The 20,875-nt window shown below is 65.4% G+C and carries 7 protein-coding genes; 1 reads left to right on the top strand and 6 read right to left on the bottom strand.

The window, feature by feature from the left end; all coding sequences use genetic code 11:
* The first annotated feature begins 1,194 nt into the window (after positions 1-1,194).
* Entirely contained in the window at positions 1,195-2,595 is a 1,401-nt protein-coding gene (locus tag RCH15_RS17400; RefSeq protein WP_326961904.1) for a hypothetical protein, read from the top strand.
* A gap of 387 nt (positions 2,596-2,982) precedes the next feature.
* On the opposite strand, the gene RCH15_RS17395 is transcribed toward RCH15_RS17400, so the two are convergent.
* The 6 genes from RCH15_RS17395 to pglW all read right to left on the bottom strand — a co-directional run bounded on the left by RCH15_RS17395 (position 2,983) and on the right by pglW (position 20,831).
* Positions 2,983-5,082, bottom strand: a complete 2,100-nt coding sequence (locus RCH15_RS17395; RefSeq protein ID WP_326961903.1) for a DEAD/DEAH box helicase — start codon at positions 5,080-5,082, stop codon at positions 2,983-2,985.
* A gap of 4 nt (positions 5,083-5,086) precedes the next feature.
* Entirely contained in the window at positions 5,087-6,424 is a 1,338-nt protein-coding gene (gene brxD, locus RCH15_RS17390; protein WP_326961902.1) for a BREX system ATP-binding protein BrxD, read from the bottom strand.
* Positions 6,424-9,057, bottom strand: coding sequence for a BREX-2 system phosphatase PglZ (pglZ, locus tag RCH15_RS17385; RefSeq protein WP_326961907.1), 2,634 nt, complete (start codon positions 9,055-9,057; stop codon positions 6,424-6,426). Before pglZ ends, brxD begins: the two co-directional genes overlap by 1 nt.
* Positions 9,058-9,107: 50 nt before the next feature.
* Positions 9,108-12,947: a DUF6079 family protein gene (locus RCH15_RS17380; protein WP_326961901.1), complete on the bottom strand. Its 3,840-nt coding sequence runs from the start codon at positions 12,945-12,947 to the stop codon at positions 9,108-9,110.
* 67 nt (positions 12,948-13,014) lie between these two features.
* Positions 13,015-16,602 (bottom strand): BREX-2 system adenine-specific DNA-methyltransferase PglX, encoded by a 3,588-nt coding sequence (gene pglX, locus RCH15_RS17375; protein WP_326961900.1) that lies wholly within the window; start codon positions 16,600-16,602, stop codon positions 13,015-13,017.
* On the bottom strand, positions 16,599-20,831 hold the full coding sequence (pglW, locus tag RCH15_RS17370; protein ID WP_326961906.1) for a BREX system serine/threonine kinase PglW: 4,233 nt from the start codon (positions 20,829-20,831) through the stop codon (positions 16,599-16,601). Before pglW ends, pglX begins: the two co-directional genes overlap by 4 nt.
* Positions 20,832-20,875 lie beyond the last annotated feature (44 nt).

The raw sequence follows: 20,875 nt of genomic DNA, 5'->3' as shown, positions 1-20,875 counted from the left end.
ACAGATGCAGGATATTCAAAAGGCATTTCATGACCTCCTCGAAGTCACTATCCACCTCTCACATATAGCCGGTCCACCAAGAGGGACCCGGAGCATCCGGACTGCTAACGGGGGCCCAATCAAGGCCAGCGATCATCAGCGCGGACAGGTCGTGGGTATCGTTGCGTCTGGTCTCTTACAGGCGCCCTAGACTTCCGGACGATCAGAGGCCTGGCCACTGCACCCGAGTCCACCGGCTGCATGACCGCGGGCTCTCTGTTCCTGCCCTTGGTGCCGCACTGGCGCTTCCCTTGGTTTCACTTGCCGTTTCCAGCCTAGGCTCCCCTTCGATCGTGGCCATCCCCAGCCGCCGAGCGTTCCTTCAGAATTCGGTTGATTGTCTGGCCGGGTTACGGTGTCTGTCACCCTTCAGTCAGACTGAGCGTTGAATGAACGCTAACCGGGCCGCGTGCTGGCGAATACTCTCCACCCACGCAGCCGGCGATAGCCGACAATCCTTGACGCGAGAGTGTTGTCGAGAGGGGACGCCATAAAAGGAGGTTCGACTCTGACGAGTCTCGCCCACGATCTCTAACCGCTGCCAGCTCGACCACCCCACCCAACTGCCACCGAGTCCCTAGCGCCGTACCGGATGCGGCTGTCGCAGACGTCCACCGAAGGACCATGGGAGTCTCGCTGACTCTCCAACTTCGAAACCTGGGCACTCAGGAACTGTCCGTTTCAGGCGGCTCACAAAACCGTCCCCCGACGCGCCGACCACCGCCAGCGGCCCCGCCACATGCCGCAACGATGTCCTTCCTGCCATCAGTGAATAGCAATATGGCCCACCTGCCATGGACGCCCTCCAGAAACAGCACCTGGAAGTAAGGGAAACAGAAGACTCCTTCCAGGTCCGAGTTGGGAGGATTTGCGGCATTTTGCAGCCGCGCTTCTGACAGAATCAGAGCCACAAATCGGTGATGTTTCCCGGCGGGGGCCCTTATCCCTGCGTCTACGCATGTTCCTTAGCATGAGCAACCTTTTGCGGCACACGCCGTCGTCATCGAAGAGATCCTCCCGTACGGACCGAGGATCGCATGTCCAGGCCATTCCCGCATTTCCCTGCACCGGGACCGGTGCCGGGAGAACGAGAAGAGACGTCCAGAATGCCTCTCCGTCCGTGGCCTTCGCCAAGACGGCGGGCAGGTGTTCCCAGTGAGCGCGCAGTACCCGCGGCGGAAGACGCCCGAAAGCATCCACGCGTCGATGTTGCCCTCCGTGTGCGCCCTGGATGCCGTCTCTACCGGCCAGCGAGTCGACCCGTACTGGGATGAGCTGTGGGTTCCAGGCAGCATGGCGAACTGGACGACGGCCTATGGCGAACGTTATCGCCGTGACCATGGAGCCGCACCCGGCGTCCCGCCGCGCCTCCTCATGGAAGAAGACGAACACCTGCGCCTCCTGACCACAAATCGTGGCCGGGTCACGCGCCAGAACGCTTGGTCCGTCATGCACGCGTACCGCACCGTCACCGCTGAACAGCTCGCTGCGTTCACCGGATGCTTGAAGTTCCTGGACTACCGCAGCGCGCCCCTGGCCGCTTCATTCTCTGCTGATCTCGTGGATCTCGGCTGGTTTCCGGTTCCCCGCCAGTATGCGGGCATCAAGCCCGGCCGCAACATCCTTTACCGGCCGGCAGCGACGGACGTTTTCCGGCGGCTTGTCGAGCCAACCCTGACCGGCCCCGAGGCGCTGACCGTGACAGGCGGCCAGCCCTGGTCCTCCGGCGGACAATACGATAGGCACAACGTCCTGGCAGCCGAGCTAGCCCTGAGAGCCGCCGAGGCGCTGCCCATAGGAACGGTCATGGGCGAAACTTTCGCGTCCGTGGATCTGCTACTCGGCAGCGGGCTTGGGAAGACCGTGAAGAAACCGGACAATCGCCGCGCCGATGGCGTAGTGGTGCGCACCGACGGCCTTCGTATCGCCTACGAGATCACGGCCACCGCCTCACGAGGCCTGGAGAGCAAGGTCCGTCGGTGGGCGGAGGCTCTCGCGGCGCACCCGCTCGAGACGGCGGGGTTGGTTCTCGTTTTCGTGGCTGCCCCGCACCCCGACCGTAAGGACGGAAAGAACCCTCTTACGGCAATCCGCAACGCTGTCGGCAACGTCCTGCGCGACTTCCCTGGAACGGGAATAGACTCGCCCGCCGCACGCATCGGTGTAGCCTCCTGGGCAGACTGGTTCCCTGCCCGCCACGAATTGAGCGTAAATTTCTTCCGACTCGAAGCAGATTTCGCCATAGGTCACGGAAAGGGCGCCGCCAAGTGGGTCCCCCGAGGGCTCCTCGACGAACAGAAATTCGAGCCGTGGAAGACCTTCGACGCGACCGCCGTCATCGACAACGCACCGTTACTCGGAGCCACTCCCCACTGGCTCCGCGAGGCCGGGAAAGACTACACACCCCTCATCGGGAGCCCGATGGACAGGGCCGGTGAGCAGGTCCCTCACCCTGCCCCGGCTAAACCGAAGACAGCCAAAGGACGGCCGCTCGGGTCGGGCGTTGGCCGTGCCGGCGACACTCAGCTTCCGCGGCGCTTGCGGATCATCGGGTAAAACCGACTTAGTCCTCAGTCCACGTTCGCACTGGTTTATGCACCACATTCGCGATCCACAATCCAGGTTCCGGCCCCCTAATCGGGCAGCCTGGGGCGGGGGCACATCGACGATGTCAGCCTCCGCCCCAGGGTTTCACGGCCCATGGTTCCTTCGACTACGGCGACGATGTTTCCGGAGTCATCTTTAGCCCGATATTGACTTGGTCAACCCTCTTCAGAAGGCACCGCTCATGACCACTAAGTTTGGCGTGTGTCGTCACAGCGCCTGGCAGTGGCCGGGCTCGCCCGTAAGGCGTACTGTTCTGCAGCCTGCACCTGCTCGTGGTCGTTGAGCAGCGTCCACGAGCAGGTGCAGTCTCCCACCTGCTGCACAGCCGCGCCCTGTTCAGGAGTCGCTCCGATCGGCTATACGTGTCATGTGATCCGCTGCAACCGCTGCTGCACCTGCCCCGTCGGCGAACCGTTCCGAGAGCGTCTTGATAGCCGTCGCTTCTGGCAGCGCCGCCGAAAACTTCAGGTTCTCCACCATCTCCACAGGGATGCGCGGTACTACGTCGTCGAACGAGATCTCTGCGAGCCTCCCCAGATCCCCCGCGCCGCGCAGAACCATGACGTCGTTGTACGACTGCCCCTCCGCTCCTCCCAGGCCGGCGCGCAGTGTCTCGTTGGCCTTGAGCCCCGCCCAGGTCCAAAGGTGGGTGTCGTGCCCCGACCGCTCGAGAACGAGCCCGTCCCGTGAGACCTGGTTAAACCGCGCATGGCGGACGCGCTCCAGCCACTCGCTCGCTCGCCGTGACAGCGGCACATCTAGCGTTTCGCCGAGAACCACATCCCGTTGCGCTCGCATCATCTCGAACGACAGCGCGATTGCGTCGCTTTGCCACCGGACGTCGCCCTTGTAGGTGACCGGGCTGACGAGGACTTCGAACCGCTCCCAGTTCACGTGCTCGACATGCCAGGCCCGACTGTTCATGAGGATGGGCTTGCCGTCGAGCTTCTCGGAGCCTTCGCGTGGCAACGCCAGTGGTGAAATGAACCCGAGTTCCTTGTTCCCGCTCATCACACGCAGTTCCTTCTCGGCGTTGAATGAGCTGAGCAGGTCCATAAAGTGACGGCGGCCGAAAGACTTCTCGGCGGCCGGCCCAATCATGAGCAGTCCGCCGTCCTCGACGAGGAAGCCTTTGTCTCGCAAGTAACCGAGCACTTCATCGCCGTCGTCCATTAGTCTCAACGATCCCCACCACTCCCGCCATGTGGTGGCCCCATAGGCGCCTTCCTGCAAGGCGAGCGCCAGAAGCTGCTGGGCGGTGAGGTGTCGCGGGTGTGGCGGCGGCGTGACATCTTCGACGAAGCCCCGCTTCCACAGAAGGAGGATGCCTGCGGCCTCGAGCAACGTGTCAGAACTTGTGGCTAGGAACAACGTGTTGCGCCTCGTCCCTGGTCGGCGTCCCGTTCGCCCAAGCCTCTGGAGGAATGAGGCAACAGTTCGTGGCGCGTCGATCTGGATGACGCGGTCTAGGTCGCCGATGTCGATCCCGAGCTCGAGCGTCGAGGTGGCGACGATGACGGTGTTCTGAGTCTCGGCAAATGCCTGCTCTGACCTGCGCCGCTCGTCCGCGGAGAGCGACGAGTGGGACACAAACGTCTCAACGCCGAGCGTGCGCAGCTCGAACGCAAGCTGCTCGCTGACCCTACGTGACTCGCAAAAGACGAGCCGCTTCTCGCCGCGGTGGAGTGCTGCGACGACCTTCGCTGCGTTGGCCACCGAGCCGACGTAGTCGAGCATAACCTCAGGCTCGGGCGCAGATGCCGCTGTCGCCTCCGAGACCACCCGAAGTTCCCGTTCGCCCAGCCCCGTCGCGGCCTCGCCACCTTGTAGCCAGCGCCCGATCTCCTCCGGGTTGCCGACCGTCGCCGACAGCCCGACCCTCTGGATCGGGCGCCCTGCTATCCGTTCCAGGCGAGCCAGAACCCCGAGCAGGTGCCATCCGCGGTCAGAGGACGCGAACGAGTGCAATTCGTCGACGACGATGGCTCGCAGCCCCGAGAACAACCGATCGTGCTCGACGCGTCGCGAGACGAGCATCGCTTCGAGTGATTCGGGTGTGGTCAGCAAGATGTCCGGCGGGTCGGCGAGGATGCGCCTGCGCGCGGTTTCGCCGATGTCGCCGTGCCAAAGTCCGACGCGGCGGCCAAGCCAATCGCCGTACTTCGTGATGCGTGGGTACAGGTTGTTCAGCAGCGCCCGTAGCGGTGTCACGTACAGGACGGTCAGTCCGCGCCACCGCTCCCCAACCATCGAGGAGAGCAGCGGAAAGACGACTGCCTCGGTCTTGCCGCCGGCCGTGGGCGCGATGAGCACGCAATCGGCGCCCGATCGCACGGGCTCAACCGAGGCAGCCTGCAGGGGGCGCAGGTTGGACCAACCCAGCGAGTTGACGACGTGGTACTCGATAGCCTCGTCAAGGCCGGTGCCGCTTGTCATGGTGCTAGAAGCCTATGTCGACGTCGTCGACGGATGACGCTGCGCGCAGGTCACCGCGGGTCTGAGCTTCCCGTTCGACGTCGGTGAGCTCGGAGACGCTGAGCGTGAGCTCGTAGTGTTTGCGAGGGTCAAAGTCCGGGAACTGATCGACGCGATCGAGTACGTCGGCGACCAGCTTCTTCAGGAATATGCGAGGCGCCACCCCCGTCCTGCTGCCGAGTTCGCCAGCGACTGCACCGGCGAGGTCAGCGATATAGGCGTCATCGACGACCGCGTGGATGCGCTCGGCAGTCTCGGTCCCCGTGGCGTAGATGTCGCGGACGCGGCTGCCGAGCTCTACCAACGACTCAGGGGTGAACCCGCGCAGGCGGATCTGCGTCGCTCGTGGGTTGTCGAATCGCGCGTCGGTCGCGAAGTCCGTCTGCAACCGCTGGGCAAGCGGCGCAAGTCGCTGGACGCCTTGATGGCCGTCGTAGAAGGCCGGTGTCCCCGTCATGAGGAGGTAAAGGCCTGGGAAACGGCCGCTGTCGACCTCGTCCATGAGCTGGCGCAGCGCATTGAGCGACTTCTCGCGAACGTCGGATCGCATTCGCTGGAGAGTCTCGACCTCGTCCAGGACGATTACCAGCCCCGCATAGTCCGAGTCGCGCAGCACGGTCAGGAGCCCTTGGAGGAACCCTAGCGCGCCAAAGTGGTCGAGCTCGCCTCGCACGCCAGCCGACCGGCGTGCGCCGGCAGAGACGTGCGGCTGACCACCGAGCCATGCCAGAAGGGCATCCGCTTCTGCGTTGTTCGCACTTGCGTTCATCTGGCGGTACGCACGCAGCGCCATGGCGAACGCGGGTGCTTCCCTTGACACCGATGCGAGGCGCTTTTCGAGCAACTCGTCGGTCCGATCCTCCAGGTCAGCAGCGTCAGCGGGGCCAGCGCCCTGGACGTCCTGTCCGAGCACGTATAACCAGCCGTCGATGACGTCGCTGAAGGCTCCGCTGGAGACGGTAGGCGTCGAAAGGTTCTCGATGATGCGCCGGTATACCTTCTCCAACTTGTACAGCGGCGTCTCGGTGTCGGAGATCTGGATCTCGGCTGTCGCGAAGTTCTTTTTCTTGGCCCGCTCTGTGAGCCAGCGCGAGAAGAACGTCTTGCCGGAACCGTATTCACCCCGGACGGCTTTGAACTGAGCTGCCCCCTGTTTTACCGCGTCCAGCTCGCCGTCGATCGCGGCCTCGAAGCTGCCGAGCCCCACAGCCATGACGTCGAGCCCTTGTTGCGGCACTGTGCCGCGGCGCAGGGCGTTGATGATCTCCCTGCGCCGCCGCGAGCTGATCGCAACCTCCGCCATCACACCACTCCGAACTGGTCTTTGAGCAGGTCGATGTCGAGCCGCAGAGTCTCACCATCGGTGTCGTAGGACAGGATGTCGTAGCCCTCGACGTTCAGGACGCGTTTGACCACGGCCAGCCCTTGCCCAATGCCAGCGTAAGACAGCCCTGCGGCCGACGCGACCGTGTCCTGGTGCGCTCGCCCGCCGCGGTCCACCAGCATGCGCAGCACCACTTCCACGAGCGATCCGGCGCCGGTAGCTGCGCGCCCGGCGAGCCCCATCTGCTCGGAATAGACCGATGACCCAAGCACCCGGGTGACGAGGTCGTCCGACTTCGCCGCCGCTGGAGCATGCAGCCCGTCGGACTCAAACAACGTAGGCACCGCCTTCTCGGCAGCGGGCTTCTTGCGCGTTTTCCTAACCGGGACAGCCGGAGGCGCGGGCGTCGTCTCGATGACCGGGTCGTTCCACCAAGCGGGTGCCTGCGGTGGCGCCTCCTCCCAGCCATCTGGCGCCGACTGCGCCAGCGACCGCTGGTACACCAGCACCGGCACTGTCAGCTCGGCCAACGACGCACCACCGTGGTACCCGGCCCGAGCTGGCCCGTAACGTGCGTCATCACGCCACAGGAGTACGGCCTCGCCGGCGTCGAGCGCCACGCGGTGCCCGCTCACCAGCACCTCGCCATCTTTGACCGCGCCTGAATTTGCCGGTCGCCAGCGCGCATCGCCGCCAGCCACGGAGGACAGCATCTCGGTCCGCCGCTCGACGACGTGGCCGTGGTCTGAGGTGAGCACGACGGCGCGTCCGGCGATCGACGCGGCATTGAGCAGCGCTCGCAGCGGCTCCAGGTCCCCTAGGGCCCAAGGCCGACCGGCAGTGTCGGTTTTGTGCGTCGCGTCGTCAATGGCGTTGATGACCACGCCGACTACGGGGACGGCCGGGTCGGCGATCGCCGCCGCGACGATCTCCGCGAGTTGAGCCCCACCTGTGGCCCGCAGCTCGCCCTTGTGGAACACCCGCGCACGAGGGAACGCCACTGCCAGGCCGGACTTCTCCGTCGTCGAGTTGCCGCCCCGAATCTCGCCGCACAACAGACTTGTGCGCGAAATCCCCGTCATCGACGGCAGCGCAGCTGCCGCAGCAAGTCGGCGCTTGGTGGCGGCCGGGACCCACTCGACGAGCCCCGAACGCCCAACCTCGGTTGCAAGGTCGACGGCGACTGCGCCGCTCATCCCGTCCAATACCACCAGGAGCACGCCGCCGTGGGACCTCCACGGGTCCACGACGGCGCGAAGAACATTCTCAATTCCGAGCGCCGGTCCTTCGGCCAGCAGTTCGGCGAGCGAAGACTCTGCGGGCGAGTCGCCCAAGCGCGAGGCGGCTGCCTCATCGCGCGTGCGGCGCCGAGCGCGCACGCGCTCGATCAGTCGACCATACGCGGCGCCCACCTCCGCATCAGTAGAGCCACTCCAGAGCACGCCGAGGGCCGCGTCGACCCAAGCGCCGTCGTCGAGCTGCCGCTGCAGGTCACCTCCGAAGGTGTACACCTCCTGCTCATTTGTGGCCAGCCAGCGGGCCAGTCGCACGGCCATCCGCGGTGCGAGGTCGTATCCGTCCAGGGTTGCTTCGCGGTGGTCGAGCACTGCCGCCAGTGCCTCCTCGCTCCCTGCCCCGACGTCAAGCGCCTGCCCGAGGGCTCGCAGCCGAGCGGTGAATCCCGGGCGCAGGATCGCCGACCGCTCGGCCCCGGCGGGCCAGCCCAGGTTATCGCGCAGCAGCGCCTCGGCCTGGTCCAGTACCACCCCCATCCGCCCCTCGGGGTCACCCTCTCTCGACAGACGCAGCACAGCGGACACCGAGGCATTGGCGATCTGTCGGGCCTGTATCGGAGTGATGGATCGGCCGCCCACGTAGCGCTCGAGCAACCTGGTGCGCGCGGCGACCTGCTCCTCGGTGAGTTCGCCGGCAGGGTGAGGCCACAGCACGTCGATGGCCAGCCCGAGCGCGAGAGGCTTGACGAGCCCGCCCGGAGCGGCGGCCGTGCGTAGCGCGAACCCGGCGGCGGTGCCGTACTCCCCCTCGGCCCACTCGATCAGGTGGTCTTGCAGCTTCGGATCCACCGCAGACCAGGACGCGCGAGACCCGTGGCTCAGTGCGCTGAGAATGATGACGCCGTCAAGGTCGCCCGAGTCGATCTCCAGCATGTGCGCTAGCAGGCCGCCGATGGCGTGCTCGGCAGTCACGGCGATGTCGGTCGACGGCGCCCAACCCCCGGCAGGCTCGTGGTCGAGCAGAGCGGTGGCCGCCCACTCCAGGCGACGCAACTCGCGGCTGACTTCCCGCGCTCCGCCGAACAGTGCAGGAACACTTCCCCATTCATCGGGGTCCTCGATCTGCTGCCGGTAGGCCCGGGAAAGCACGGTGTCGCCGAGATCGGTGCGTGGTCGGTCGGTGAGCACTACTAGGTACTCGTCGTCGGTCTGCGAGGCGTAGGCGTCGAGTATCGCCAGTTGGGAGATTCCCTCGACCACGCGTACACCCCGACCGTCGATGGTCAACTTCCCGCCGTGCCAGCGGGGCTGGGCGCGCATCACGAGCACGCGCGACTCCCCGCCCTTAGCGATGAGCTCGGTTGCGCGCGACCGCACAAGCGCCTCAGAGACGGCGACGGCACGGGTCACTTCCGTCGGGGCGCTGATTACTCCCACCTCCAGCTCACCCGTAGTTTTTTGCCCGGAACTGGATTGGCCAGCTCGTCGCTGATCTTCCTCCCAATCTCCTGGACCTCGACGACGCGTGCGACCAGCTGGCTCTTCTCAGCTGTCCGCTGCCGCTGACGCTCCTCATCTTCCAGACGGATCCGGTTGAGTTCGGCGACCTTGCGAGCGATCTCCGCCTCGCGCTCCTCCTGCTCGTGACGCTGGGCCTCAAGCCGTTCTCGCTCACGCTGGAGCTGCGCCTCGCGGGCCGCGCGCTCCTCAGCAGCCGTTCGCTCCGCCTCTCCTCGCTGACGAGCGTCTTCCGCCTCGCGGCGATGCCGCTCCTCCTCATCCCGTCGTCGCCGCGCTATCTCGTCAGGGTCGTCGAGAAGCGCCTGGGTCGCCTCACGGGCGGCGGTCTCAAGGGCTGGCTTGAGCGGGGCGTGCAGTTCTGCCTGGCGCCCGACTTCCCGCAGCTGCGCAAGCGCGCGGGCAGCGATTTCCCCGCCGAATGCCGGCAGTCTGTCGATCAGCTCCCAGTTCGCGCCGCGCAGCGCGGCCACGAGGTCGCCGGACGCACTGATCGAAAGGGCGGTGGCTTGCGACTCGGCAGGGAGGTCGAATTGGGCAAGTGCCTCGATCCTCGCCACCGGCCCATCGGCCCCGGCAAGGACGGTGACCAGATCCCGTGCGCGTCTCACCGTCTGCCACCGCGCCGTGGTCTCGTCCAGCCCGAGAGTCTCGGAGTGCGCGGACAGCTCTGCCGCGGCGTCCTCCGTTGTGTGTACCGCTGGTCGGACCTTGCCCATGAGCGCGTCGCTTACGCGCTGCAGCGCGGCGGTCGACAGGTGGTACTCGTCGGCCGCCACGCCGAACAGTGCCTTGGCGCGGGTCAGCGCGACCTGCCACTCCTCCTCGGACGGCAGCGTGGGCTCACGCAAGAGCATGTCCGAGGTCAGCGAACCGATGCCCGGCTCCGGTGTGCGGGCACCGGCGCGGTACCACTCGCGGTCGGTGATCTTCGCCCATGCCAAGACGAGCAGGTCCATTGCGTCGGCCGTCATGCCACGCTCAGCCAGCACGTCCCGCAGAGTCCCGACGGTCACGTCACCTGTGCCCGCGGCGCGCGTGAACTCGTCGAAGAAAGCGAATTGCTGGGCGTCCAGCGCGTAAGTCGTCTCGCGCAGGACCCCGACGCCGTAAGCGGTCACAACGCGGCGGACGCGAGTTCCGGTCGCCCGGTCGACGCCGGCAAGACGACCACCGGCGTCCACAGCCCGGCGCGCTAGGTCAAGCACGGAATTCAGCTCGGCACGGCGGACCTCCTCGATGCCACGCTCGATCTCTGGGTGCTTGGGGTATCGGGAGGTCAGCGCGGAACCCAGCACACCGGCGACGGCGTCGCGTAGCGTCGCCACCGAGGGCTGCATCGGTGTAAACCCGTCGGCAAGAGTGACGAAGTTGGTCCCAGCGACGAAGGTCCCCAGGTTCTCCTCGTTCTTGGCATCGACGCCGTAGGCCTGGCGCAGGAGGGCGGCCAGCTGGCTGCGCAGCGAGTCGCGCTGACCCGCCAGCAATCGGCGCGCTGGCTCGCGGTCGTTGACCGGCAGGTTCGCGGCGTACTGGTCGAACCGGTCGCCTGTGAGGAGGTATTCGAGTTGAACCAGCTTGCCCACGTCCTCCATGCGCTGCGTGGTCAGGAAGTGCGGCACCCATGCGATCGTGTCACTGAGGATGCCGTCCTGCCGAAGCGTATAGATGCGCTCGACGTCGTCGGACGGTCCGCGGTCATCCATGTCGTCGAACGGGAAGTCGACCACGAGCTTCCATCGCCCGTCCGACGCCTTGAGCGCCTCGACGGGGAGCGCGACCTTGTCCCGGATGTTCCCGAACACGACGTCGACTGTCTGCTTCTGGCCACGCCAGATGTGGTCGAGTGTGTACTCGCCCGCGAACGAACCGGCGGCGACGGCCCCGATCTCTGCGACGAGGGTGTCGCGGATAATTCGGCGGCGGTTCGCGTGGGAGTCCTCCTGCGTGACGTGCGCGAGGATCGCGTCGAAGTCCACGCCCGTGAGCTGCAGGCTGATTACCGGGTCCGCGGTCGAGCCGACTGTGATTTCGGAGAACTTGCCTTGCCACTCGTTGGCCAGGGTCACGACCTGCCCCGACACGTTCCCGCCGAACATCGATACGACGCTGCCGAAGTTGAGCGCGGCGAGCTTGGACGCCGTCAAGTCTTTCAGCGACGTGGCCCCGGGGGCGATCGCAGCGACGAGGAGGGTCTTGGCGAGGCGGTCCTCGCGGCGGAACGGGTGGTTGCGGTCAAGCGTCCGTGCGTCCGCATCGCTGACATGGTGCTTGTCCAGCAGGTACGGGAGCATCTTGCCGCGGTAGAACGCGGCTGCCGCCTCGAAGACCTTGACCATATCGTCCGTCAGCGGCTTGGCATCGCCGAGCACGACGACATCGATCAGGTCGCCGACCGGGATGACGTCGCCCACAGTGAGCTCATCACGCCCCCGGTACAGCAGTTCGCTCATGATCTTCAGCGCGGTGCGCTCTCGCTGCATGATCGCCGACAGGGCGACCATTGCGTCCACGAGTGCCGGGGAAAACGGGTAGACCTTCTCGAAGTCGACGGCGCCCGAACCGGCTGCATCAGTCAGCAGGTGTTTCCAGTCCGTCGGGTTGGCACGGACGCGGGCGACGGCAGCGGCGAGGGCCGTCTTTCCTGCCTCTGATTTGGGGATCAACAGGCGCTTGTTGACGATCTCCGGAAGGTCAGCCGCGGCTAGAGGAATCTTGTCGAATCTGTCCTCCCACCACTGGAACGAATCTTCGAGCGCGACTTGCTCGGCGCCGACGTTGCCGCCACCAAGGAACTCCTTCAGTGCTCGCTGCCGCGCGACAAACGAGATCATCGGGATCGCCATCTGGCCCGACCCGGTCTCGACAAGCTTGGCCACCTTGGAGGTCTCGTTCTGGATGAAGGCCGAGTCGCGCAGGTGGTTGGCCAGCCACAGCACCAGCTCGTCGAGGAACAGGACTAAGCCGTCGTAGCCGAGCCCTTTGGCGTGCGCGGTCATGATCCGCAAGCCTTGGTCGATCGGCAGCCACGCCGAGGTAGAGGTATAGGCCGGGAAGTAGGTCTCCACGAGCTTCGCGGCCACCGCTTGCCTGTCGCGGTCGCTCGCCGTGCCGTTGGCGGCCGCGTCGAGCTCGGGGGCGGTCAGCCCGCCCTCGCTCAGGGCACCAAGCACAGGGTCGAAGTCGGCCGCAAATTTCGAGAAGAAGAGCTCGTCGCCCATCTGCCCCCGCAGCGCTTGGGCGTTCTGGAACAATAAGGCGCTCTGGTGGAGCACAGGGGCGGCGGCCTCCGGGTGCTTCGCCTTGACGGTGTTTATGTACCCCGAGAACAGAGCACTCTCGAAGGACTCGGCCCCGATGAGGTGATAGTCAACCGCGAGGAACCTCCTTGCGAGGACGTCCGCATGCTCGGCCACGACAGCCTGCAGCCCCTCCAGCGCACGCGCGTGCGTGTTCCCGGTAAGGAGCAAATGCATTACGGCCATGTAGTGCGACTTACCGGCACCGAACGAGCCGTGGATGAACGCACCCTTGGCGTTGCCGCGAGTGAGCGCGGACTTTACGAGGGTCAAGCCCTCGCCGAACGCCTCGGCGATTTTCTGCGTGACGACATAGTCCTTGAGTGTTTGCTCGGCGGCCGGGACGCCCTCGTGGATGCGCATGACGAAGTCGTCATCATGGACGGCCTCAGGTACGACGATAGCGTCGCGCAGCATCATCGCCAGGGCGCCTGCGGTGGGGGTGCTCATCGGTGAAGACATCCGTTCATCAGGTATTTCGTCTCTTGTCTACTACGGTGTGGGAATCCAAGGTCGATTATGCGCTGCGACGACCCCTCGCCGCCGCTGGGGGACGCCAAGCGTTCACATCGTCGCGGGTCATTTCCAGCTGGGTCAGAAGCTGGTCAATCTGGCTGGTGACCGCCTGCGCCGCACTGGATCCGAACTCCGGTTCGAGCTCGGTGTGCCACTGCTGTAGCCACGGCTCGAGCTCGACCAGCCCGGCAACCATAGGTATCAGGGCTTCGTTCGAAGCACCGAGGGCCTGCTGGTTCAAGATCTCGCGGACCAGCGCGACCGCCCGGTCTCGGTAACTCCAGCCGGCCCAGCCGAGCACGAGGCTGTTGTCTCCCTCGCGTCCGATGCCCGGATACAGCACAAACCGTTCCTTGGGCACGTCGAGCTTCCCGCGGGCCTTCCAGTACTCAACTTTTTGGAAGTCCGGCGTCGAGTACTTCGGCGGAACCGGGATCGTCACCTTCTCCCCCGCGTCCTCGCGCCGCTGCAGATCCCAGATCTCCTGCCACTCGTGAAATTTCTCGAGGCCTGAGGGCTTGTACCGGTATACCCCGAGATAAGGAACGGCTTGAGTTGGCGCCAGTGAGCTGATTACCACCACGAGATCGGGTTCAGAGTTACCCGTCAGCTCTCGTGCCAGTTCGAGCAAGACCTCGTCGTTGCGCAACTGGTCCGCCAGCTGGGCCACCGAACGGGTGCTCGGCCCCTGATAGTCGCGCCACAGCTCCGCATCCTCGAGACGGTCAAGGATCGCCGCTTCCAGCGCCTCCCGGAGCTGATTGCCCCACGGAGCAATGGCCCATCGACGCTTGTACTCCGGGCGCTCGAGCAAGCGAATATTCCGGTCCGACTTCATGAGCGCAAGCCGCCTTTCCAAGAGCGCTCGGTAGTCCGCGGGCCACTCCGCGGGCACGTCCCCCGTCGGAATCGACCCGTGCCTCTCGAACCAGGCGGCACCCTCTCCGCCGCCCTCGACGTGTCGCGCCAACGCAATCTCGAAGGCACGCTGACCAAGGCGGATCGCCTCAGCAGAGGAACCGTCATAGGTCATCGGCTCGTCCACGAGCCCATAGAGCCCGTATGTCGCCCAGTCGAGCTCCTCCTGCTCGAAGACAAGGCGCTCCCGCAACCTCGACGACTCTTCATGCGCTCGGACCAGAGAGCCCCCCAGCCCGCCATCTACACGGCCTCGGAGCCAATCGGCAATTACGGAACTTGGCGTCACCGCGTCAAGCGCACGCGCCAGATCGTCCAGGACCGCACCTCGCGCTCCAAGAAGGCGCTCAGGGAGCGGAAACTCCTGAAGCTTCGTCCCAGTGAAATCGTAGAAGTCCTCCCACGGGGCCAGAGTCTGTCGAGCGCCGCTGGTGTCAACCGTGCTGCCCTTGTTGTGGCTGACCTGCTTGAGCCAGAAACACGCCACAGAGCTATTGAGCACGGCCAACAACTCGAGATGCTGTTCCACGGTCGCGTCCTCCGGCAGCTTGATTACCGGCGCGGACTGCTTGAAGACCTTTCCGCCACAGTCGAGTACGAAGTGGTTGTGCGTCGCCACAGACGCGAACACCAGCTTTCGGGGGGCCACGTTCCTTGCCGGGAACTGAATCGCGTATTCGAACCATCGAAGACCGCGTTGGCTCGGCGTCTTATCGAAATACTTGCGGTTGGAGAGCACGGTCCGTCCTCTCCAGAGAAACCTGGCAAGTTCCACCGATGGCTCAAGTGCAACACCGTCGAGTGCCGTCGGCACTAGACTCACAAGCGACTTCGAAGCGCACCAGTCGCGTATTTCATCGCCCACCACGAATGGAGGTGCACCTACGTCGCGGAGTCTGGCCGCAATACGATTCGGCGCAGTCAGAAATTCGTCGTCACCAGTAATAGCAGAGAACCCGATCGACACTATTTGCGCGCGGAGCTTGCCCTTCGCCGCACCCTCGATCATTGCCATCATCGACCCCGCGCCACCGCCGCTGAGCGACCAAGGGAAGGTCGACAGGGTGTCTCGGCTGAGGTCGGCAACGCTGACGTAGGTGCCGTCGAAGCCCGGGCTGTCGATGTTCGCGGTGATCTCGCTCCAAACAAGGCCCTTCGATGCGTCCTCTGGCGTGCGCGGCTCGCCGCGAACCCCGAGGACTGCCCGCACCTCTCTCGCAACGGGTCGGCGTCGTCGTCCAACGAGAATAAGTGTGGGGGTCCCATGACCCGGGATGTAGGCGCCCGACGTGTCGATGACGTGGGTCAGATCGACAGGGTTGTCGATGTGGTGCCCCGCGAAGAGGTCCTCGATGACCTTCTTGCCGAACTCACGTTTCATGAAAGAGTTAGAGGTGATTTGCCCGACGTGCCCGGCGCCCTGACCCGATCCGCCCCTGATCGCGAGACGGAAGAATAGTTCCATGAACGGCACCGACAGCGCGTATTTGCCGGCGGCCGTTTTGTAGGCCTTTCGGTAGATTTGGTTGAGGACCTTGTCCTTCACGGTGATGTAGGGCGGGTTCCCTACGACGACGTGGTATCGCCCGGGCTTGAGGATGTCGGCGTATTCATCGAGGTCCTCGGTCGCATACGTATAGGTATCGTCCCGAAAGAGAGATTTGGTGACGCCTTGCTGGCCGAGGAGCGAGTCTCCGATAGCCAGATGGAATCCCCACTCCTCTACCCCGACCATGGACTTCTCGCCTGCGGCCAGAATTCCAGCGACAGTAAGGCGGAAACGGGCGATGGCGACGGCGAAGGGATTGAGGTCTACCCCATGGATGGAGTCCATCGCCCTGCGCACACGCTGCTTGCGGTCCGTGCCAGGCGCCTCTGTGGCCCACTGCTGGTTCAATCGCTCGAACGCCCCGAGCAGGAAGTGACCGGATCCGCAGGTGGGGTCGATCAGCTTGAGCCCGTCGACGCCAAATTCGGCGATCGCGGGGGTCAGGGTGCGATCGAGGATGAATTCTTCGACGAACACCGGCGTCTGCAGGAGCGCGTAGGTCTTCTTTGCGTGGTCGGACAGGTCCTGGTACAGGTCGCCTAGAAATCGAGTGTCCAGGCCGGGGTCAGTGAAGTCGTGCACCAGTGCGCCGTCGTCGTAGGTGCGGCGCCAGAAGTCGACGAGGCCCTTTGCAGCCTCGGCGCTGATCTCTGCGGTCCAAACCGGGTTGTGCTTGGGGTCCACGAGCGATGCTCCGGCGGGCTGGGCTGCCAACACGCGGAAGGACTGCTGGAGCCAGTCGCGGTCATGGTGGCTGGTGTTGATGCGGAAGTAGGCGGTCTGGTTCTCGCGTGCGCGCAGGATACGATCGCCGGGCCCGGCGATCCAGCCGACCGGAACGGGCATTCCGTCCAGGATAGCGCCGACGAGCAGATCGTTGTCCTCGCAGAACCGGACGAACGTCGTGGCGAGGATCCATGCGACAGCGGCCTGATCGACTTCGTTATCTCGCCACGCAGTCCACGAGAGCCCGGTACGCTCTCGCCGCAGTGCTTCCGCATGCTCCCCCTGGAGGGTGGAGCCCCAAGTAGTAGTGGGGTCGTCAGCACGCTCCTTCAGGTCGGCCTGCAGGGTTCGCAACTGTGCCTTGAGAGCGGTGAGGAGGGCGGAAGAGTCGATCATGCATAATCTCCGGAGTTAGTGCGCTGAAGTTCAGTGGTCTCGTCGTCGGCGAGCTGGGCCATGTCGCGCGGAAGATCTATCCAGCCGCTCGGGCCCAGCGGTACGGACCGGCCTTCGAGGAGCGGGGCGCGGGCGTCGCCGGCCTTGGCGACCAGCAGCCAGCGGGCGGCAGGCCGTTTAGTGCCGGTATCCAGCAGGGTGGCAAGCATGGAGGTCATGCCGTAGCGCACCAGCGGGCCGGCATTGGTCAGCAGAAGCGGTCGGTGTGAGTTGAGCCGTTCTGCCCAGACGGGTTCCACCGACGTCTGGACGACACCCTCGAGCGCCTTCCACTGCTTGCTGTCACGGTCCAGGGCGTCATAGCCGAGCAGACCGCTCCAGATGCCGCCGGCATTCTCGATCTGCTCCTTGGTAGCGCTGATAACGAGTTCGGCGACGTCGACGACATCGATGTCGAACTTCGAGGCCAAGGCCCGCGCGGCGGCGACGTAACGCTTGGGCGCGGCGGTGAGAGTGAGCGCCGAATGCCTTTCGAGCGATTCAGTGAGCTTGCGCGCGATCTCGGCGGCAGGTGTGGGGGCGAACTGAGTCGTCGACACTGTGCCCGTGGTGGACAGCGCGGTGCTTTTGGGCTCATAAATACCGTTCCGGTTCACCAGCTCGGGGTACAGCTCGCGCATGAGAGCGTTAAGCCGGTCGGAGCCCGGCAGCGACTCAGTCAGGTGGGGGAACCGCGCGCTTAGCGTGCGCCGGACCGCCATCTGGCTGATGGAGCGGCCCGGCTTGCCGCGCATCGCGTGCTCCAGTGCCGCCTTGATGGGCATTTCGCGCGGGTACAGCTCCTGGAACCCCGACACCGCCGCCGTCTGGCTCGCAGCCGCAGCCAATCGCAAGAGGCGCGTTTCGGTCACCTGAAACTGGACGGCGCCGTCGAGATCCTTGACGACGCCACGGAGGGCGGTGATCGCCGTACTGGCGGCGACAACGCCACCGGCAACCAGGTCGTCGGCCTTGCTGCCGAGCTCGCCGGCCAGGTCGGTGAGCAGGTCTGCAGGCGAGGCGGCTCCGCCCTCCTCTTCGGTCACGGCGTGCTCGCTCAGTGCCAGCAGGTCGACCTTGGCCCCAGCACGGCGCCGAAGGACGAAGGCAGGATGGCTGCCGCGCGCGTCGAGCTCTACGATCGCCCGTACAAGGGCAGTGCCGTAGGTCGAACGTGCGGCACCGTCGAGCGTGGAGCCACGCAGGGTCAGGAGCGCGGCGACCGCCTCGGGCACGGTCGTGACGCGCCCGGCATTCGCGACGATCCTGGTCAGCTCGGTGCATGCGGCGAGGAACGGCTTGTCTTTCGACCACTCGCCCACTGCGTCGTCGAGCATGCTGGTGACGCGTTCACGCGAGGTCTGGAAGCTAACCGCAACCTCGGCCGCCGTCGGCCACGGGGAACCGTCGCCAAGGCCGAGGAGGCCGTGCGCTAGCGGCTTGTCCTCGGCAGCAAGCATCCCGAGCAGGTTGTCGACCACACGGTCGACGCCGAGCGCTACCTCGACCCCTGGAGCAGGCTCGGCGGGGCTCAGCGCGGTGCGCCACTGGCCGATTCGGGCCTGAATCTCCTTGCGGTAGGTTTCCCCCAGGCCGCGAATGCCGTTGATCTTGACTGGGTGCACGCCGAGCACGTCACCAACCGTCACGACCCCGTCGAGGCGCCGCAAGGCAGACAGGGCGTGCGCTGACAGACCGGACTGTTCCAGTGACGTCTCGAGCGTGACCTTGGAGGCGAGCTCGTCGTCCTTCTGCTGAGCGTCGACGTCCAGGGCGAGGCTTGCGAAGACATCGCTCCAAGCGTGCAGCAGGTCCTCGACGTTACCGAACCGCTCTTTGACGTCCGGCGACAGTGCCTTACGGAACAGCTCGGCAAGAGGAGCGCCCACGGCTGGGTCGAACGACGTCGGCTCGACCACCGGCCGATCGGCCGTACCGGATGGTGCACTCGCGCCATTGGGCCACCAGGGCAGCACGCCGGTCGCCATCTCGAACAGCGTCGCCGAGACTGCCCACAGTTCGGCCGCCCGGTCGTAGCGAGTGCGACGGCCCTTGCCGAGGTACGGGTCAAGGTAGCCGGGCGTTCCGGAGGCAATATTGTCCAGCGGCTCGCGGGCTAACGAGAAGTCGAACAGGGTCAGATGGGGCTTGCGGTAGCCGGGATCCGGGGCGATGCCAAGGTTCGCGGGCTTGATGTCCCGGTGGAAGATGCCCTTGACATCGACCAGGTAGGCCATGGCCTCCAGCAGGTCGGTCCCCCAACGCTGCAGCTGCTCCAGTGTCGACTGGCCTTCCTTGACCAGACGCGTGGCGAGAGTCTCCCTGCCTGCGTCGGACATCAGCAGGACGTTACGGCCACCCAACTCGAGCGTCTCGACGAGTCTGACCACGCGCGGGTGCTCGAGCCCGCCGAGCACCTCCGCCTCGACGTCGAGTCTGCGTCCGGCCGCGTCGTCGCGGGCGATCTTGAGTATTAGCTCCTTGTCGTCGTCTGCGGCGTCGTCCAGCACCGCGATGGCAACGCCCGACGAGCCCTCGCCGCGGCGACCGACCACAAGGAACCGTTCGCCGATCATGTCGCCGGTCCGGGCGTCGAGCGGATCCTCAATCTCCACCGGTGGGGCCTGGTCGTCAGGTCGGCGCACCTCGTCCCAAGCCATGCGGACCAGTAACAGCGCGTCCTCCACCGAAGCCGGGCGCGCGGCCTCGTCCACGGAGGTCAAGTCGGCCACGACCTCGGCAAGCGTGTCCGGAAGGGCTGCGGTCACCGCCCGGGGATCGAACCGTCCCGCCCGCTGCTGGAGTTCCTGGACCTCGACAATCGTCGTCCCCGGCGCCTTGCCCGTCAGAATCAAGAACGCCAATGCGCCGAGTCCGAACACGTCCAGGGGAGCGCCGGGCACGTCAGTGACCGACTGGCGCGCCTCCGGTGCGAGCCACACCAAGTCTACCGCACCTGCGACACCAAGCAAGTCCGTCACGCCACGGCTGATGACCGTCCAGCCCGTCGAAATGCCCGTTTCGCGGTCCTTCTGCGCCGAGTACCAGTCACGCACTTCGAGTCGGGGACCGGCCGGCGAGGGACGCACCCACACCCGCTGAGGTGACAGGGCGCGGTGGAACAGATGGCGGTTGTGCGCGAACCGGAGTATGTCCCCAAGCTGCTCGACCATGGCGACGCGGTCGTCAAGCGTGAACGCGGCGCCTTCGTCGGCGAGGAAGGCGTCGAGCGGACGTTCAGCATCCTGGTACTCGAAGACGAGAGCGGGACCGTCGTCGGTCACCAGGAACTGCTGGGGAACCGCGATCCCCTCGTGACGGATGCCGAAGGTGAGCTGGTATTCGCGCTGGGCAAGTTGCTCGATACGCTTGCGCTCCGATAAGGACGCTTTGGGCGGCACGTCATACAAGCGCAGTCGCTGCCTAAACTGAGGCAGGTTCGGGTGCGTAACAATCACGTCCTGCCAGTCGACGCCCTCGGCCACGGCGTCGGAGTCAGCGACCGCGAAGTCGCCGACCATCCTCGTCTTTGGAGTCGGGCGGAAGTCCGCCTTGTCGCACAGGTGCCGCACAAGCTGGGCACGCTGCGGGTCGATGAGATCCTTCGGGTTCTCCGGCGGCGTCGCCAGGAACTCGCTCAAACGCTGCAGCGGGGGTTTGGAGGTGACGTTGTACGTATCAAGCTTGATCACGCCTGCACGGCCCGAGGCATCGACCGCGAACGTGGATCCCTGCCCGTGGAGCACGACGAGCGCGTTGACCCACGGGACGGCGCGCTCCATATGCGGGCTCGACGTGTACGACTTGAGCAGCGAGGCGAGGCGCTTGCCCTTGCGGTCGGTGACTAGGAAAGGGTTCGGGTGCGTCTTGCCCGGCTGGTACCAGCGCTGCGAGTCGCCGGTGATGGTCCCGTGCCAGCCCTTGAGCTCCACGCAGAAGAAACCGACCGGAGTCAGCAGCAGGACGTCGACCTCGGCGGTTCGGTTGTTCAGGTCGATAAAAGTCAGGTTGACCCACGCAGTCGTGCGCCCGTCGTCGGGCAGGACCTCGCGGAAGGCCTCGAGCGCGGCCGCCTCTTCGGGCGTCGCAGGCGGGCCCATCACCTTCCAGTGGGGCGAATCAGCCTTCATCGATTTATCGGTGCTCCAAATTTGCGGTGCCGGATGTTGCTGCAGGCTAGCGCGCTGCACCAACAGCTTAGTTCGGGATGTCGGGCGCGCGATTCACGGCGCGC

The sequence above is a fragment of the Arthrobacter sp. MP_M4 genome (genome assembly GCF_035984855.1).
In the GTDB taxonomy this organism is placed as follows: domain Bacteria; phylum Actinomycetota; class Actinomycetes; order Actinomycetales; family Micrococcaceae; genus Arthrobacter.
This window is presented reverse-complemented; position numbering and strand designations above follow the sequence as displayed.